At 65.9% G+C, this 14,522-nt stretch carries 14 protein-coding genes; 5 read left to right on the top strand and 9 right to left on the bottom strand.

What is annotated here, in order from left to right:
* Positions 1-34 precede the first annotated feature (34 nt).
* The 4 genes from IIE29_RS11425 to IIE29_RS11440 all read left to right on the top strand — a co-directional run bounded on the left by IIE29_RS11425 (position 35) and on the right by IIE29_RS11440 (position 4,817).
* Positions 35-1,075: an ABC transporter substrate-binding protein gene (locus IIE29_RS11425; RefSeq protein ID WP_209325375.1), complete on the top strand. Its 1,041-nt coding sequence runs from the start codon at positions 35-37 to the stop codon at positions 1,073-1,075.
* Between the two features lie 21 nt (positions 1,076-1,096).
* A complete protein-coding gene (locus IIE29_RS11430; RefSeq protein ID WP_209325491.1) occupies positions 1,097-3,211 on the top strand; it encodes an iron ABC transporter permease in 2,115 nt (704 codons plus the stop codon).
* A gap of 92 nt (positions 3,212-3,303) precedes the next feature.
* A complete protein-coding gene (locus tag IIE29_RS11435) occupies positions 3,304-4,134 on the top strand; it encodes an alpha/beta fold hydrolase (protein ID WP_209325376.1) in 831 nt (276 codons plus the stop codon).
* The gene (locus IIE29_RS11440) at positions 4,113-4,817 is read left to right on the top strand and encodes a class I SAM-dependent methyltransferase (protein WP_209325377.1); all 705 of its coding nucleotides are present in this window, start codon (positions 4,113-4,115) and stop codon (positions 4,815-4,817) included. The genes IIE29_RS11435 and IIE29_RS11440 overlap by 22 nt, the downstream gene beginning before the upstream one ends.
* Before the next feature lie 76 nt (positions 4,818-4,893).
* On the opposite strand, the gene IIE29_RS11445 is transcribed toward IIE29_RS11440, so the two are convergent.
* Positions 4,894-5,868: a helix-turn-helix domain-containing protein gene (locus IIE29_RS11445; protein WP_209325378.1), complete on the bottom strand. Its 975-nt coding sequence runs from the start codon at positions 5,866-5,868 to the stop codon at positions 4,894-4,896.
* 18 nt (positions 5,869-5,886) lie between these two features.
* On the opposite strand from IIE29_RS11445, the gene IIE29_RS11450 reads away from it, so the two are divergent.
* A complete protein-coding gene (locus IIE29_RS11450) occupies positions 5,887-6,321 on the top strand; it encodes a VOC family protein (protein WP_246475902.1) in 435 nt (144 codons plus the stop codon).
* A 34-nt stretch (positions 6,322-6,355) separates the two neighbouring features.
* Here IIE29_RS11450 and IIE29_RS11455 read toward each other — a convergent pair whose 3' ends face one another.
* The 8 genes from IIE29_RS11455 to IIE29_RS11490 form a co-directional block, all read right to left on the bottom strand.
* Positions 6,356-6,961 (bottom strand): hypothetical protein, encoded by a 606-nt coding sequence (locus tag IIE29_RS11455; RefSeq protein ID WP_209325380.1) that lies wholly within the window; start codon positions 6,959-6,961, stop codon positions 6,356-6,358.
* The gene (locus tag IIE29_RS11460) at positions 6,958-8,505 is read right to left on the bottom strand and encodes a sodium/proline symporter (RefSeq protein ID WP_209325381.1); all 1,548 of its coding nucleotides are present in this window, start codon (positions 8,503-8,505) and stop codon (positions 6,958-6,960) included. Before IIE29_RS11460 ends, IIE29_RS11455 begins: the two co-directional genes overlap by 4 nt.
* Entirely contained in the window at positions 8,502-8,714 is a 213-nt protein-coding gene (locus IIE29_RS11465) for a hypothetical protein (RefSeq protein ID WP_209325499.1), read from the bottom strand. Before IIE29_RS11465 ends, IIE29_RS11460 begins: the two co-directional genes overlap by 4 nt.
* A gap of 151 nt (positions 8,715-8,865) precedes the next feature.
* Entirely contained in the window at positions 8,866-9,222 is a 357-nt protein-coding gene (locus IIE29_RS11470) for a hypothetical protein (protein WP_209325382.1), read from the bottom strand.
* 29 nt (positions 9,223-9,251) lie between these two features.
* A complete protein-coding gene (locus IIE29_RS11475) occupies positions 9,252-10,739 on the bottom strand; it encodes an aldehyde dehydrogenase family protein (protein WP_209325383.1) in 1,488 nt (495 codons plus the stop codon).
* A 1-nt stretch (position 10,740) separates the two neighbouring features.
* Entirely contained in the window at positions 10,741-11,631 is an 891-nt protein-coding gene (locus IIE29_RS11480) for a dihydrodipicolinate synthase family protein (protein WP_209325384.1), read from the bottom strand.
* Positions 11,632-11,879: 248 nt separating this feature from the next.
* Positions 11,880-13,427: a sodium-dependent transporter gene (locus tag IIE29_RS11485; protein WP_209325385.1), complete on the bottom strand. Its 1,548-nt coding sequence runs from the start codon at positions 13,425-13,427 to the stop codon at positions 11,880-11,882.
* 201 nt (positions 13,428-13,628) lie between these two features.
* Positions 13,629-14,423, bottom strand: coding sequence for a Bax inhibitor-1/YccA family protein (locus tag IIE29_RS11490; protein ID WP_209325492.1), 795 nt, complete (start codon positions 14,421-14,423; stop codon positions 13,629-13,631).
* Positions 14,424-14,522 lie beyond the last annotated feature (99 nt).

Below are 14,522 nucleotides of genomic sequence, written 5' to 3' on the forward strand. Positions count from 1 at the left end.
CTCCGATCGATGATCGGCCCATAGAAGGAAGACAATGACCAGAACACACCTGCCGCGCACCGCTTTCGCCACGTTCGCCTCGGCAACGGCGATCTGCGCTCTCGCCCTGACCGGATGCGGAACCACCGACACCGACGCCGCCGATGCGAAGTCCACGACCTCCGCCTCGTGTGCGGACGATTCGAGCACCGCCTCGACAGAACCGGTCTCCGTCAAGGACGACACCGGACACGAGATCTCGCTCGACGAACCGGCGGCGAAGGTCGTCTCACTCGAGTGGCAGTACACCGAGGACCTCCTCTCCCTGTGTGTAGACCCCGTCGCTGTGGCCGATGCGAAGGGCTTCACCACCTGGGACACGGCAGAGAAGCTGCCCGAGGGAACCACCGACGTCGGCACCCGCCAGGAACCCAACGTCGAGTCGATCCTGTCGGCCGACCCCGATCTGGTCATCATCGAAACGACGAACCGCGATGACAAGATCGTCGGTCAGCTCGAGGACCAGGGCATCCCGGTCATGGCGATGGCCGGAGCCGACGGCGAGGACCCCGTGAAATACATGAAGGACACCTTCACCACTGTCGCCGAGGCCACCGGACGGACCGAACGGGCCGAATCCGTACTCGCCGACTTCGACGCCAAGGTCACCGAGTCGAAGAAAGCCATCGCCGAAGCCGATCTGGCAACCAAGGAGTTCGTCTACTTCGACGGATGGGTCAACGGCTCGAATGTCGCCATCCGGCCCTTCGGCCAGGGCTCGCTCATCGGCGAACTCGGCGAAGAGCTGGGGCTGAAGAACGCCTGGACCGGCGAGGTCGATCCGGCCTATGGGCTGGGTCAGACCGACATCGAGGGCATCTCGAAGGTCGGCGACGCGAACTTCTTCTACACCGGCACCGAAGACCCCGAGTCCGAGGACTACGTCGAGCTGCTGAAGAAGAACGACATCTGGGCGAACATCCCCGCCGTCAAGGACGACCGCACCTATGCGTTTCCCTCCGGCATCTGGACCTTCGGAGGCCCCAAGTCCTCCGAGCAGGCCCTCGACGCCTACGTCGACGCTCTGACGAAGTAGCCCGTGACCGTGCCCACGACAATGCCCACCACCGCGGCCGAGGCACCGTCCGCAAAGACAGCCGACGCGTCCGCGCAGAAGGTCGGAGCCGTCGGCGTCCTCTCCGCCGCCGGAATCCTCCTCGGACTGGTGTGCGTCCTCACGCTGCTCTGCGCCTGGCACATCACGCAGGGCACCTCGGGAATCGGTGTCCGAGATCTGGTCGCGGCCGCAACCGGTACGGCCTCCCCCGCCGAGGCAGGTCCCAGCACGCGTGACATCGTGCTCGGGTCCCGGCTGCCGCGCGCAGGTGCGGGCATCCTCGTCGGCATCGCCCTGGGTGTGGCCGGTGCGCTGTTCCAGTCCCTGGCGCGCAATCCGCTGGCCTCGCCCGACACGCTCGCGGTCACGGGCGGGTCGTACTTCGCGGTCACAGTGGTCACGGCCCTCGGCGTCGCCGTCCCGGTGTGGGCCTCCGGCGGGGTCGCCTTCGTCGGTGGTCTGGCCGCCGCGGCTCTCGTGCTGGGACTCGCCGGCGGGGCGGCCGCGTCGACGACTCGACTCGTCCTCGCCGGCACTGCGACGGCATTGGCGCTGCAGGCGGGAACCTCGACGCTGCTCATCCTCTTTTCTGAGGAGACGACGAGCCTCGTCTCCTGGGGTTCGGGTACGCTCAATCAACTCGACGGCACCGCCGCCGTCCGCAGCTCTCCCGTCATCGGGCTCATCGTCATCGCAGCGATCCTGCTCTCCCGCCGCCTCGACCTGCTCAGCCTCGGCGATGACGCCGCCTCGGTGCTCGGAGTGCCGATCCGCTCGACCCGGGCCATCGGAATCCTGCTCGCCGTGCTCCTCACCGCCACGGCGGTGACTCTGGCGGGACCGATCGGATTCGTCGGACTCTGCGCCCCTGTCATCGCCCGACTGCTCGGGCGGCTGGTCCCGGCGCTGGGCAAGCATGCGGTGATGATTCCTGCGACCGCACTCATCGGCGCGATCATCGTCATCTTCGCCGATGCGCTGCTGCGCGCCATCGTCGGAGCCGACGAGGCGATCACGCTGCCGTCGGGAGTGACGACGACGATCGTCGGCGCCGTCGTCCTCATCGCCCTCGCACGATCGATGCGCACCGCGAGTCCTGCCCAGGCTACTTCTGCAGCACGCTCGCGGATTCACGGGGCCCGGCGGGCGGCCGTCGTCATCGTCGGCGGCTGCGTGCTCGTCGGTGCCGCCGCGATCCTTGCGCTGCTGACCGGCGAACGTTTCTACCTCCTCGGCGATGTCTCGCTGTGGCTCACCGGCCAGGCGACCCCTGTCATCAACTTCGCCTTCGACTCGCGTGCCCCACGAGTGGCCGCAGCGCTGGCTGCCGGAGCGGCCCTCGGACTCTCAGGCGCTCTCGTGCAGGCCAGCGCCCGCAACCCTCTGGCCGAACCCGGCCTGCTCGGCATCACCGGAGGAGCCGGGCTCGGGGCGGTCGTGGTCATCACACTGGTGCCCGGCGCCACCGTCGTCCTGATCTCGACGGTCGGGATCATCGGGGCACTGGTGGCCTTCGCCCTCGTCTATGCCCTCGCCTGGCGGGCCGGGATGAATACGGATCGTCTCGTTCTCGTCGGCATCGGCATGTGGTACGGGTTCACGGCGCTGACCACGCTCTTCCTCATCCGCGCCAATCCCTGGGACACCCCTGCCCTGTTCACCTGGCTGTCCGGGTCGACTTACGGGCGGGTCTGGGCCGATGTCGCACCGGTGACCCTTGCACTCGTCATCGCGATTCCATTGGCGTTCGTGTGGACTCGGGAACTCGACCTCCTGGCTCTCGACGATGATACGCCGAGGCTGGTCGGGGTCGCCCGTGAACCCGTGCGCCTCGGTGTGCTCATCACAGCAGCGGTGCTCGCCGCCGTCAGCGTCTCGGCCGTCGGCGTGGTCGGCTTCATCGGCCTCGTCGCTCCGCATGCGGCCAGAGCCCTCGTCGGGGCGCAGCATGCCCGCGTGCTGCCGGTGTCCATGCTGCTCGGTGCCGGTGGACTCGTCGCCGCCGATGCGATCGGTCGTACGATCATCGCCCCCGCTCAGATTCCCGCCGGCCTCATCGTCGCCCTCATCGGCGCCCCGTACTTCGTGTACCTGCTGGCCCGTTCGCGGGCGTGATCACGGACGAACGCCTGAAAGAGGGGTGAAATGCGCAGATTCCGTCGATAGACTCGGTTCTCCACAGGGCTGTCAACGGGGAGGCCGCTGTCATGGAATCGGTCGAGTTCGAGGACGCCGCTCTCTGCGTCGACCGATTCGGCGCACCCGATGACCCTGCCGTCCTGCTCATCGCCGGTGCCGCACAGTCCATGGACTGGTGGACACCCGAGTTCTGCGGGCTCATCCGCGATGAGGGTTACCAGGTCATCCGCTACGACCACAGGGACACCGGTCGGTCGACGACTTCTCCACCTGGGTATCCGGGATATTCGGCCGTTGAGTTCGCGAGCGATCCTGTGCGCATCCTCGACTCATTCGGCATCGACTCCGCTCATCTGATCGGAGTATCGATGGGAGGCGGAATCGCCCAGACCATCGCTGTGGAGTTCCCGGGCCGAGTGAGGACACTGACCCTCATCGCGACTTCCCCGGCGGGCGGTACGCCGCCCCCTCTGCCGCCGCCGACGGAATCGGTTCAGGCGACCTTCTCCGGCGACAGTCACATCGATTGGTTCGATCCGGACGCTGTCCTCACCCACCGGGTCGAGGGCGAACGCCCCTTTGCAGGCTCGTGGGGATTCGACGAGGCCCGCATCCGCGCCATCGCAGCACTCGAAATCCGGCGCGGCGGAGACATCGCAGCCGCGGAGGCCAATCATTTCCTGATCGCTGCCGAGACGACCGTCGACCCGGCAGCGATCCGAGCACCGACATTGGTCGTCCACGGTGCATCCGATCCGATGTTCCCGCTGCCACACGGTGAGGCTCTGGCACGGATGGTCCCGACTCCACTCTTCTCGTGCTCGACGGGATGGGCCATGAGACGCCCCCTCCACCAGCATGGAGCACGCTGCTGCCGGTGCTCCGCGACCATCTTCTGAGCCGCGGCGCACGCAGCTCGCGGGCGGATTCCGAAGCCGCTGCGACATCGACGACGTGGCTGTCCCAGATCCGCAGATCCTACGACATCGACGCGGCCGGGTACGCTGAACAGGTCCGTGGGCTCCTCGCCGGGCACCCGCACCTGCGTTCCGGTCTCCAGATCTTCGCTGAGATGATCGCCGAGGTGGGAGGAGGACCTGTCGCCGACATCGGCTGCGGCCCCGGATATGTGACTGCCCATCTTCACCGGCTCGGCGTCGACTCTTTCGGCATCGACCTCTCGCCCGAAATGGTCGCCATCGCCCACCGTGACTATCCCGAGATCAGATTCGAGGTCGGAACGATGACCGATCTCGACCTGCCCGAAGGCTCTTTGGCCGGTGCCCTGGCCTTCTGGTCGACCGTCCACATCCCCGACGACGCCATGCCAGGAGTCATCGACGAGTTCCACCGCGTGTTACGCGGCGACGGTCTGCTCCTCTTGGGCTTCCCCGTCGGGACCGATGTTCGCCATACAGACGAAGGATATATGGGAGCCCGGATCAGCCTCGACAGCCATCGACGAGAGCCGGAGACGATGACCGGATGGCTGCGGGCGTCAGGATTCGTCATCGTTTCGGAGACGGTCATCGGCCCGGACGAGGAGCGACCCGGGGGCCTCATCTTCGCAAGACGGCAATAGACCGACTTGTCCGTGTCTTAACTGTTCAATACGCAGAAGCTGCTCGTCGCCATCCCGAAGGTCGACGGCAGGGGGATCATCCCCGATTGACCCGCGCAGATGCCCTCTGCGAGTACTCCCGCGGGCTGAACCCGGTCACGCGGAGGAAGTCGGCGCTGAAATGGGATTGGTCGTACCACCCGAAGTGAATCCCGAGATCGGCCAAGGACCCGTCCCACCCGCAATCGATGGCGCCGACGGCGTCGATGATCCGAGCGCGAGCCAGGATCTTCTTCACGCCGACACCACAGTATCGGTCGAACATCCGCTGCAGTGTGCGCTCGCCGATCCCCGTACGACGGGACAGGATCTGCAGACTGACGACCTCGGGGTCGGCGAGGACGTCCAGCACATGTTTCAGGCGACTGTAGCCCTGAGTCATCTCCGGGCGCCGGGAGAGCAGCCAATTCTCGACCGACTCGGCCAGAGCAACGATATCGGGAACAACGGGGTCGCGATCGACCTGTGGTTCACCGACCGCCGCTGCCTCAGTCCGGCGCAGTCCGGACGCGGCGATGGGCACCGGTGAGAAAGCCTCGGCCAGTCCGAGGTCGGCCTCCAGTGTGGGAAACCATTCGGCGGCGGCCACGGTCGAGTTGCGGATGATCGACGGCGCCCGATCCGAGAACGCCAGTGTGGCGCCGAGATGGAAGTTCACCCCGAGTACCCCTCCCCGACCGAAGATGCCCACATCGAAGCGCCGCTCTGTCACCGGTCCGGTCACCCATACGCCTGGTCCGTCGGTGCTCACCCGTCTGCTGGACCCGAATTCGAAAGTCAGGTTGATGGTCGGTTCCGAGACCGTCGACGTCTGATAGCTCTCGCCGTCCGGAAAGTCCCATGTGACGGCCCAGTAGCGTTTCACGAAGGGCCGCAGCCGCTCCGAGACCATGCGCGGAGTCGAATAGCTCGCGTGGTCGAGCAGCTCGCCGGGTCTGAGCACACGCCCGAAGAAGTGCTGAGGCGTCCCTCCCTCTGCTGACGCATTTTTCCTAGCGACGACATCGTCCATGGCACAAGAATGTCAGACATGACTGACACACAGAAGACCGATGCCCAGACCGTCAGCACGTCGACCGTCGCCGACGCCGCTGCCCCTGCACCTGTCGCCCGACTGGCCATGGTCACCCTCGATGCCCCCGATGCTGCAGCACTCGGCGAATTCTATTCCGCGGTTCTCGGGTGGCCGATGGTCTATGCAGACGAGAACTATGCCATGCTGACCGGCCCCAGCCATGCCTTGGGCATCGGCACGATTCCCGACTACCGGCCACCGGACTGGCCCGACGACGGGCATAAGCAGTTCCACCTCGATCTCGCCGCCGATGACGTCCGGGCGGCAGCTGACCGCTGTGTGGAACTCGGCGCCGCACTCGCCGATCCTCAGCCCGGTGAGTCCTGGGTCGTGCTCATCGATCCCGCAGGCCACCCCTTCTGCATCTCCGATGCGAAGAACTGGGGCTGACCCGTCTCCGTCGCAGCTCCGCCGGAACCCGCTGTCACCGAAGCGCAGCCCCGTTCCTGTCGAGCTTCTCCACTCGCACGATGTAGTGGGAGGAATCGAGGCCGTCGACGAGGATCGTCGCCGAGTGCTTCGAGTTCGCTCCGGTGACGAGCCAATTGGGTTTGAGCACCCCGTGCAGGCCGTGCCCGTCGGCCGTTGAGATCTCGATCCCCATACCGAGCTTCACCGTTTTGACGACCTTTGCCCGGGCCAATGCACGCGCCGTCCGCTCCGCCTCGGACCGACTCGGCAGTCGTGACTGACCTCCATGCTCATCCAGAATGGTCGACCACGCCTCCCCCGCCTCCACTGTGCCGCCGGGAGTGAAGTCGGCGATCATCGCGCGTCCGGTCACAGCATTGACGAATACGTTCATCTCCTGCCCCGGACCGTGAGACTCCCGCCTCAGCAGTCCTCGGGTCCTCACCCGCAGCGGAGCCCACCAGAACGGGTGGTGCACTTCTCGCCCCTCGGCGACGGCACCCGGCAGCTTGCGTTGGAAGACGGCGAGCGCCTCGGCGCCGGTGATGTTCGGATGCATCCGCACGGGGTCGACGACGGACAGGTCGTCCCACGACTCGGCGCCGAGCTCGGCACTCATTTCTCTTCTGCCTCCTTCGGCACCTGCCCGGCCAGGGCGTCGTTCTGCCCGGCGAGCATGTGAGCGGGAATGGCACCGATCTTCTCGGTCTCTTCGAGGGCGGCGAGTACATGCTCGGGCACAGGATGAGAGCGCTGCGTGGCCAGAGAGACGATGATGATCGCAAGCGTCGAGCACACGATTCCGATGCCCATCGGGTCGATCCCGGTGCTGTCGACGAGGCCGGCCAGCTGCCAACCCACGGACGAGATGGTGCCGAGGATCATGGACACGATCGCCCCGGGTACGTTCGCCTTCTTCCACCACGCCGCGGCCACGTAGACGGGCACGAAGGCAGCTCCGAGGACGGTGGTCGCGAAGATCGCGACCTCGGCGACCGAGGGCGGGTCGTTGACGGCGACCCAGTAGCCGATGATCGCGAGGATGAGGACTGTGAACCGTGAGATCCACACGGACTGCCTGTCGGTCATGTCCGGTTTGACGAAGCGCCGGAACAGGTCCTGGCTGGCGATCGTGCCCGACTGCAGCAGCAGCGCATCGGCGGTGGACATGATCGCGGCCATGATGCCGGCCATGACGATGCCGACGGCGAAGTTCGGCAGCACGGTGTCGGCGACCTGGAAGACCGCGAGCTCCGGATTGTCGAGCGTGGGCAACAGGATGAGCGCCATGACACCGACGATGTAGGGGGCGGGGATGAACAGCAGGTTGAAGCCGGTGGCGTACATACTCGCGGTGCGCGCGACCGAGGGGCGCTTCATCGCCATATGGCTGACGTTGACGTGCGGCCACCCCATGTAGCCGATGGAGAACACGAGGACCGCGCCGATGATGACGCCCCATTGGACGGACTCGATGCCGTCCGGGCCCCACATGGTCAGCAGGTTCGGGTTGATCTCACCGACGGCTTCGTTGCCGGCCGTCCAGCCGCCGATGGCCTGCATCGTGCCGATGAGGATCCACAGCATGCCGATGAGCATGATGATCGCCTGCACGAAGTCCGTGTAGGCCACCGCGAGGTAGCCTCCGAGGAAGGTGTAGAAGACGATGACGCCGACGGCGATGAGCAGGGCCCAGGCGTACGGGATGCCGGTGACCATCTCGAGTCCGCGGCCGCCGGCGATGAACTGGGTCATGACGTAGAAGAAGATGCAGGCCACAGCGATCGGGGCCGCGATCGCGCGGATCCACCGCGAAGGGTAGCGGTGTTCGAGGTATTCGATCGAGGTCAGGGACCCGAGGATCTGCGAGAGCTTGCGCATCCGCCGACCGAGGATCGAGAGGTTGAGGACGCCTCCGCCGATGTCGCCCATCGCATACCACAGCGAGAAGTAGCCCTTCGTGTATGCCAGCGAACCGGCCCCGAGGAACATGTAGCCGGACATCGATGAGGACTGCAGGCGCAGGGCCGTCACCGCCGGTCCGAGGCTGCGCCCGCCGAGCAGGAAGCCCTCGCTGTCCTTGTTGCCCATCTTCAGCGTGGCCACCCCGATGGCGGCCATCGCGACGAAGTAGATGACGAGGAACCAGGTTTCGATGTTCACGCCGCTCCCCCGTTCGCCGAGGCGGCCGGGCCGGTGTCGTCGCCACCGGGACGCGGGCTGCCGCCACCGCCGTTCAGCAATGCGCGATCCTCTGCCACGTCCTCTGCCTTCCAGCCGCGCGAAAGATAGACGAACACAAGGGTGTAGAGCACCCAGACCGCGGGGATCCCGAAGATGATGGCGACCGTTGCCGCCGGAAGGCCGAACATGTTTCAACCACCTCACTGTGATGTCGGAACGCTGACTGCTGGGGCTGAGCATACAGCGTTCCGTCGGTCGACTCACACGCTTCTCAGGGTCGAGATCGAAGACGCCCGGGAGTGTGCATGAGCCGAGCTCGGTTCGGCAGTCGGCGCAGGGTCAGGCCAGTCCGCGGCGCAGGGCGACTGCGGCGTCGAGGAGCTCAGTGAGCATCGCGTCACGCTCTGCCTCGGGCAGGCTCTGGCCCACGCTCCGACCGTGGTCCAGCAGCACGACGACCTGGTCGGCCAGGCTCGCATCGCCGAGGTCGGGCACAGCGCGCCCGCCCGAGGCGATGTCGGAGAATTCGGCGAGCGCTCTCTCGATGGTCTCCCGGCGGGACTTCGCCGTCCGCCCCGTGTCGGCACCGGTCTCCGGCCCTCCGCCGGGCTCGTCGAGTCGGCGCGAGTCCAATCCGATGATGCGCACACGCAGGCGCCGGATCTCGGTCTCGAGGTCGTCGGTCAGAGCGGTCATGAACCCATCTTAGGTCCCACCGGCCCTGCTCAGTTCCCAGCGATCCAGACCGTCATCGTCTCCTGGTAGGTCTCGAGCGCCTCGGGGCCGTTGTCGCGACCCCAGAACCCGGACTGGCGCAGGCCGCCGAACGGAGTGGCCACGGTCCCTTCGCTGTAGCCGTTGACCGCCAGGGTTCCGACCCGTATACGATTGGACCACCACTTCGTGGTGCCCAGGTCCTCACACCATACGGTCGACGCCAGACCGTAGGCTTCGTCGTTGATCGCGCTCACGGCCTCATCACGGCTCGAGGTGCGCAGCAGCTGGGTGAGCGGTCCGAAGATCTCGCCGCGTCCGAGCTCGCTGTCCTCGGGCACACCATCGATGACCGTCGGTGGGAACCAGGTCCCTGCGGAAGGCACCTCGGCGGTGGTATTGATGATGCTCGCGCCCTTGCCCACTGCTTCATCGACCCAGGCGGAGATCCGGTCGCGGGCCTTCTTGTTGATCACGGGACCGATATCGGTGCCCTCGACGAGAGGATCGCCGACCGTCAGCCCCTCGGTGACGGCGACGAGCGCCTCGCGGAACTGTTGGAAGTCCGCGTCATCGTCGCCGACGAAGATCACACGGGAGGAGGCCGTGCAGTTCTGTCCGCTGGTTCCGAATGCGGCACCGGCGATGTCGGCGGCGATGGCAGCGAAGTCGGTGGCATGTTCAGCATCGACGATGTAGACCGCGCGCCCGCCCAATTCGAGCGAGACCTTCTTGAGGTTCGACTTCGCGGAGGACTCGAGGAAAGAGCGTCCGACAGGACCGGAGCCGGTGAAGGTGAGCACATCGATGCCGGCATGCAGCCCCATAGCCTCCCCGATGTTCGGGCCGGTGCCGGTGAGGACGTGGAGGATGCCGTCGGGCACCCCTGCCTGCTGCGCCAGCCCTGCGAAGTGCAGAGCGCTGAGCGTCGAGTCCTCCGAGGGTTTGATGATCATCGCATTGCCGGCGGCCAGCGCCGGTGCCACCTTCCACCCGAGCATGGCGATCGGGTAGTTCCATGGCAGGACGGCCCCGACGACGCCGACGGGGATCTTGCGCACCCAGCCCCAGCCCTCGGGCCCCTGCAGGTAGCGGCCGTCATCGCGGGAGATGAGGTCCGCGAAGAACCGGAGGTTGGACGCGACGTCCTCGACGTCTTCTGCCACACTGTCGGTGAAGACCTTGCCTGCCTCGATGGCGTCGAGGTAGGCGATCTGCTCGGCGTTGTCGACGACGAGATCGGCCAGGCGGCGCAGCACCTTCGCGCGATGCGCCCCATCGGCCGACCAGGAGCCCTCACTGAAGGTGCGGCGGGCGGAGGCGACCGCCGAGTCGAGCTGATGTCCGGAGGCTTCGCGGACGGTGCCGATGAGCTCCCCGTCGATCGGTGAGACGAGGTCGAGTCCGGGCCCCTGCCCCGTGGCGAAGCCGCCGGTGGTGAAGACCCCGTGATCCGGGTCGAGGAGCGCGGCCAGGGCCTGTGCGCCGGTGTCGGTCATGTCAGTTCCCCTTCGCGAGTGCGCTGATCGTCGACAGCAGGGATTCCAGCGCCTCACTGTCGGCGGTCGGCAGCGGTGGGCGCACCGGCCCCTGGTCGATGCTGAGCCGGCTCAGCGCCTGTTTGATCAGTGAGATGAACGCCGGGTTGTCCTCGATCTGGGCGAGTGCACCTGATAAGTCGTTCCACAGCTCGACAGCCGCCGCCCAGTCGCCCTCCCGTGCGTGGGACCACAGCGCCTGACATTGCCGGGGCAGCAGCCACGCCGAGGCGGCCACCCACCCGCTGGCACCCTGGACGAAGCCTTCGAGGGCGATTCCGTCGGCGCCGACGAACACGTCGACGTCGTCGCCGAGTTCGGCCCGCAGCTCGCGTACGCGGCCGGCGGCCCCGGAAGTCTCCTTGACACTCCACAGCCTTCCGGTGTCGACAAGGGCGGCAAGGTGCTCGGGCAGGAGGTCGGTGCCGGTCGAATGAGGGTTGTTGTAGACCATCACGGGCAGCGGGGAGTCCTTCATCGCCGCGTGCAGTGCCGCGGCGGCCGCTTCGGGTTCGAGCCCGCCGTAGAAGGGCGGAGTGATCATGGCGGCATCGGCGCCCCAGGACTTCGCATTCGCGATGTGCGCGCTCATCTGCTCGGGAGTGTAGGCCATGCATCCGACCACGAGGTTCGCACGGTCGCCTGCTGTGTCGACGATCGCGCGGATCTGAGCTTCGCGCTCCTCGTCACTGAGTGCCAGCGCTTCGCCCGTCGCCCCGAGACAGAGGATCCCCTCCACCCCGGCATCGAGTACGGCCTCGACCCGTGAGGTCAGAGCTTCGATGTTCTGCGTGCCGTCCTCGTTGAATGGCGTCGTCGGCACCGCGAACACGCCGCGCATCGGTTTCGTCATTGAAAGATCCCCTCACTGTCGGTGGACGACCACGGTATCGTCTCGATACTCAGACCATAGAGGTGAGTGTGATCACATGCAATGGCCGCTTCGCCGCAGCGGTCCGGGCTCCCGCGGATGCGATCTCTCCGCTCAGCTCTCGGCCGCGAGCTTCTGCTTGTCCTTGCGGATGGCGAAGCCCAGCAGTGCCACGAGGACGGCGAGGTCACCGCCGACGAAGACGATGGTCCAGATGACCGTCTCTGCCATCACCTCTCACCTCCTTCGACGCCTTCGGTCATCGGCCCGGCCACGACCTTCCTGGCGAGGAACCGGTTGAGCAGCAGCATGACGATGATGAGCACGCCCCATTGCAGGACCATCGTGCCGAGGCTGAACTCCTGGAACGGGTTCCACCATTGGTCCGTACCCGTGACCGCGTCGACGATGAACCAACCGAACAGGGCGACGAACAGCAGCGGGAAGATCCGGATGCAGAAGATCCAGGCTCGACCGAAATGCAGATCGGCCACCGCCTCGATCATGGCACTGACCCTGTGCACGCCGAACTTCCACATCGCCATGGCCACCCCGAGGCCGCTGAGGAGAAGCCCGATGCCCCAGACATTGTCCTGGTTGGTGAAGAACGACAGGCTCAGCGCCGAGGGGATGCCGCAGATGAAGATGACGATGATCATGGCCGGCACCGCTCGGGTCCGACGCACACCCATGTCCATGACGTTGCGGGTGCCGAGTTCGACCATGGCGATGAGGCTCGACGCCCCGGCGAGGAAGAGCGCGAGGAAGAACAGGGGCCCGAAGACGACTCCGCCCGGCATCTGCCCGAGCAGCTCGGCGAAGTAGACGAATGCGAACCCCTGGTCGCCGGCGGCCACGGCCTCGGTTGCGAAGTCGGCGCCGCGCAGGGCGAAGACGGTTCCGATGACGGCCATGCCGGCCAGCAGCGAGGCGAAGAGGTTGCCGGCGACGACCACGCTGGCGTTGAGAGACTTGTCCTCGCGTTTGTCGACGTAGACCGAATAGGTCAGGTACAGGGCCCACCCGGCTCCGGTCGAGAAGGCCATCTGGGTGAAAGCCTCTCGCCACATCTCTCCGTCACCGAACTGGCTCCAGTCGGGGACGAACATATAGGTGAGCCCGTCGATCGCTCCCGGCAGGGTGAGTGCTCGGATGGTGAGGATGACGAGGATGACGAAGAGCGCGGGGATGATGATGTTGAGCAGCTTCTCGAAGCCGTTCTTCAGTCCGCGATAGACGACGAAGCCGACGAGCGCGATGGCGATCGCGTGGAACAGGATGGTCTGGAACGGGTTCGAGACGAAGTCCTCCCACACCTTCTGCGTGTCCGTGCCCGTGGAGAATTCTCCGGTGAGCGAATAGGCGAAGTAGCGCAGGGCCCAGCCGGTGACGACCGAATAGTAGAAGGCGACGCCGAGGCCGATGAAGCCGACGACGCCGCCGACCCAGGTGAATCTGTGCCCCATGAAATCGCGGAATGCGCCGACCGTGCCCAGCCGAGTATGGGTGCCCAGGATCGATTCGGACATCAGGATGGGGATCGCCCAGAGAAGATTCGCGATGATCAGGGCGATGAGGAAGGTGCCGCCTCCCCATTCGCCGATGACGCGCGGGAAGCGCCAGAGATTGCCTGTGCCGACGGCCATTCCGATCGCGGCGGCGACGAAGGTGAAACGGTTCGCAAAGAACTCGCCGGTGCGCACGGCCATGATGTCCCTCCCAACCGTCAGGAAGACCACCGTGCCGAGGCCCCGGTCCGTCCCGACGGCACCGGTCACCGGGAACTCATCCGACTGCGCTGTCGGTGCCCTCACTGTACCCCCAACGCTTCGCGAAGAGAAGAGTTCGCCCGGGCTCCGGCCTCGGCCAGGGCCGCCGAGCCGACGAAGGGCGGATCCCGGCTCGGGGATCCGCCCTTCGGAACTCTCCGCCTGCGAACCGGCGCCCTGCTCAGGACGCGGTGGAAGCGGTGTGAGTGTTCAGTCCCTGAAGTAGGAGATGAGACGCAGGATCTCGATGTAGAGCCACACGAGGGTGACCATGAGCGAGAACGCGCACATCCAGGAGTACTTCTCCGGGATCCTGTGCTTGACGCCCTCTTCGATCATCTGGAAGTCCATGATCAGTGTCATCGCGGCCAGCACCGTGGCGACGATGCCGATGATGACGCCGAGCGGCATCGTCATACCCATGATGTTGACCTCGACGCTGCGGGCACCGCCGGAGCCGGTGAACATGGCGACACCGAGGTTGATGATCGAGAAGATCGCATAACCGCCGACGGCGATGAGCAGGAACTTCTTCATCTTCGAGCCGTAGCGCACACCCTTGAACTTGAACAGGGCGAGCATGACGCCGAAGACGCAGAGCGTGGCGAGCACAGCTTGGACGACGATGCCGGAGTACATGGCCTCGAACAGCGAGGAGATGCCGCCGAGGAAGACTCCCTCGAACGCGGCGTAGCCGATGATCAGAGCCTTGTTCGGCTCCCTCTTGAAGGCGTTGACCAGGCCGAGGACCAGCGCGATGAGCATCGCGGGGAACGCCAGCACGGGAACGAACCAACCGACGACGGCACCGCCGAGGAGGATGGCGAAGAGCACACCGGTCTTCATCATCACATCGTCGTAGGTCATCGCCCGGTCGGCGACCTGCGGACCGGCATTGCGGTTCTCGGCCGCCGGCTTGTTGAAGAGCTCGTTGAGCTCCTGGTCGGACATGACCGGCTCATTGCGGCCGGCCCGGGCGCCCTGGTTGATCGCCCGATTCATCATGGGGTTACTCACGGTCGAGATCCTTTCGATCTGAGTAGGTTGCGTACGCAGACGGGATGCTGCGCAAGTGCTGATTCACGGTGTCAGTCTAGCCGTATG

The organism is Brevibacterium renqingii, assembly GCF_017808095.1.
Lineage (GTDB): Bacteria > Actinomycetota > Actinomycetes > Actinomycetales > Brevibacteriaceae > Brevibacterium > Brevibacterium renqingii.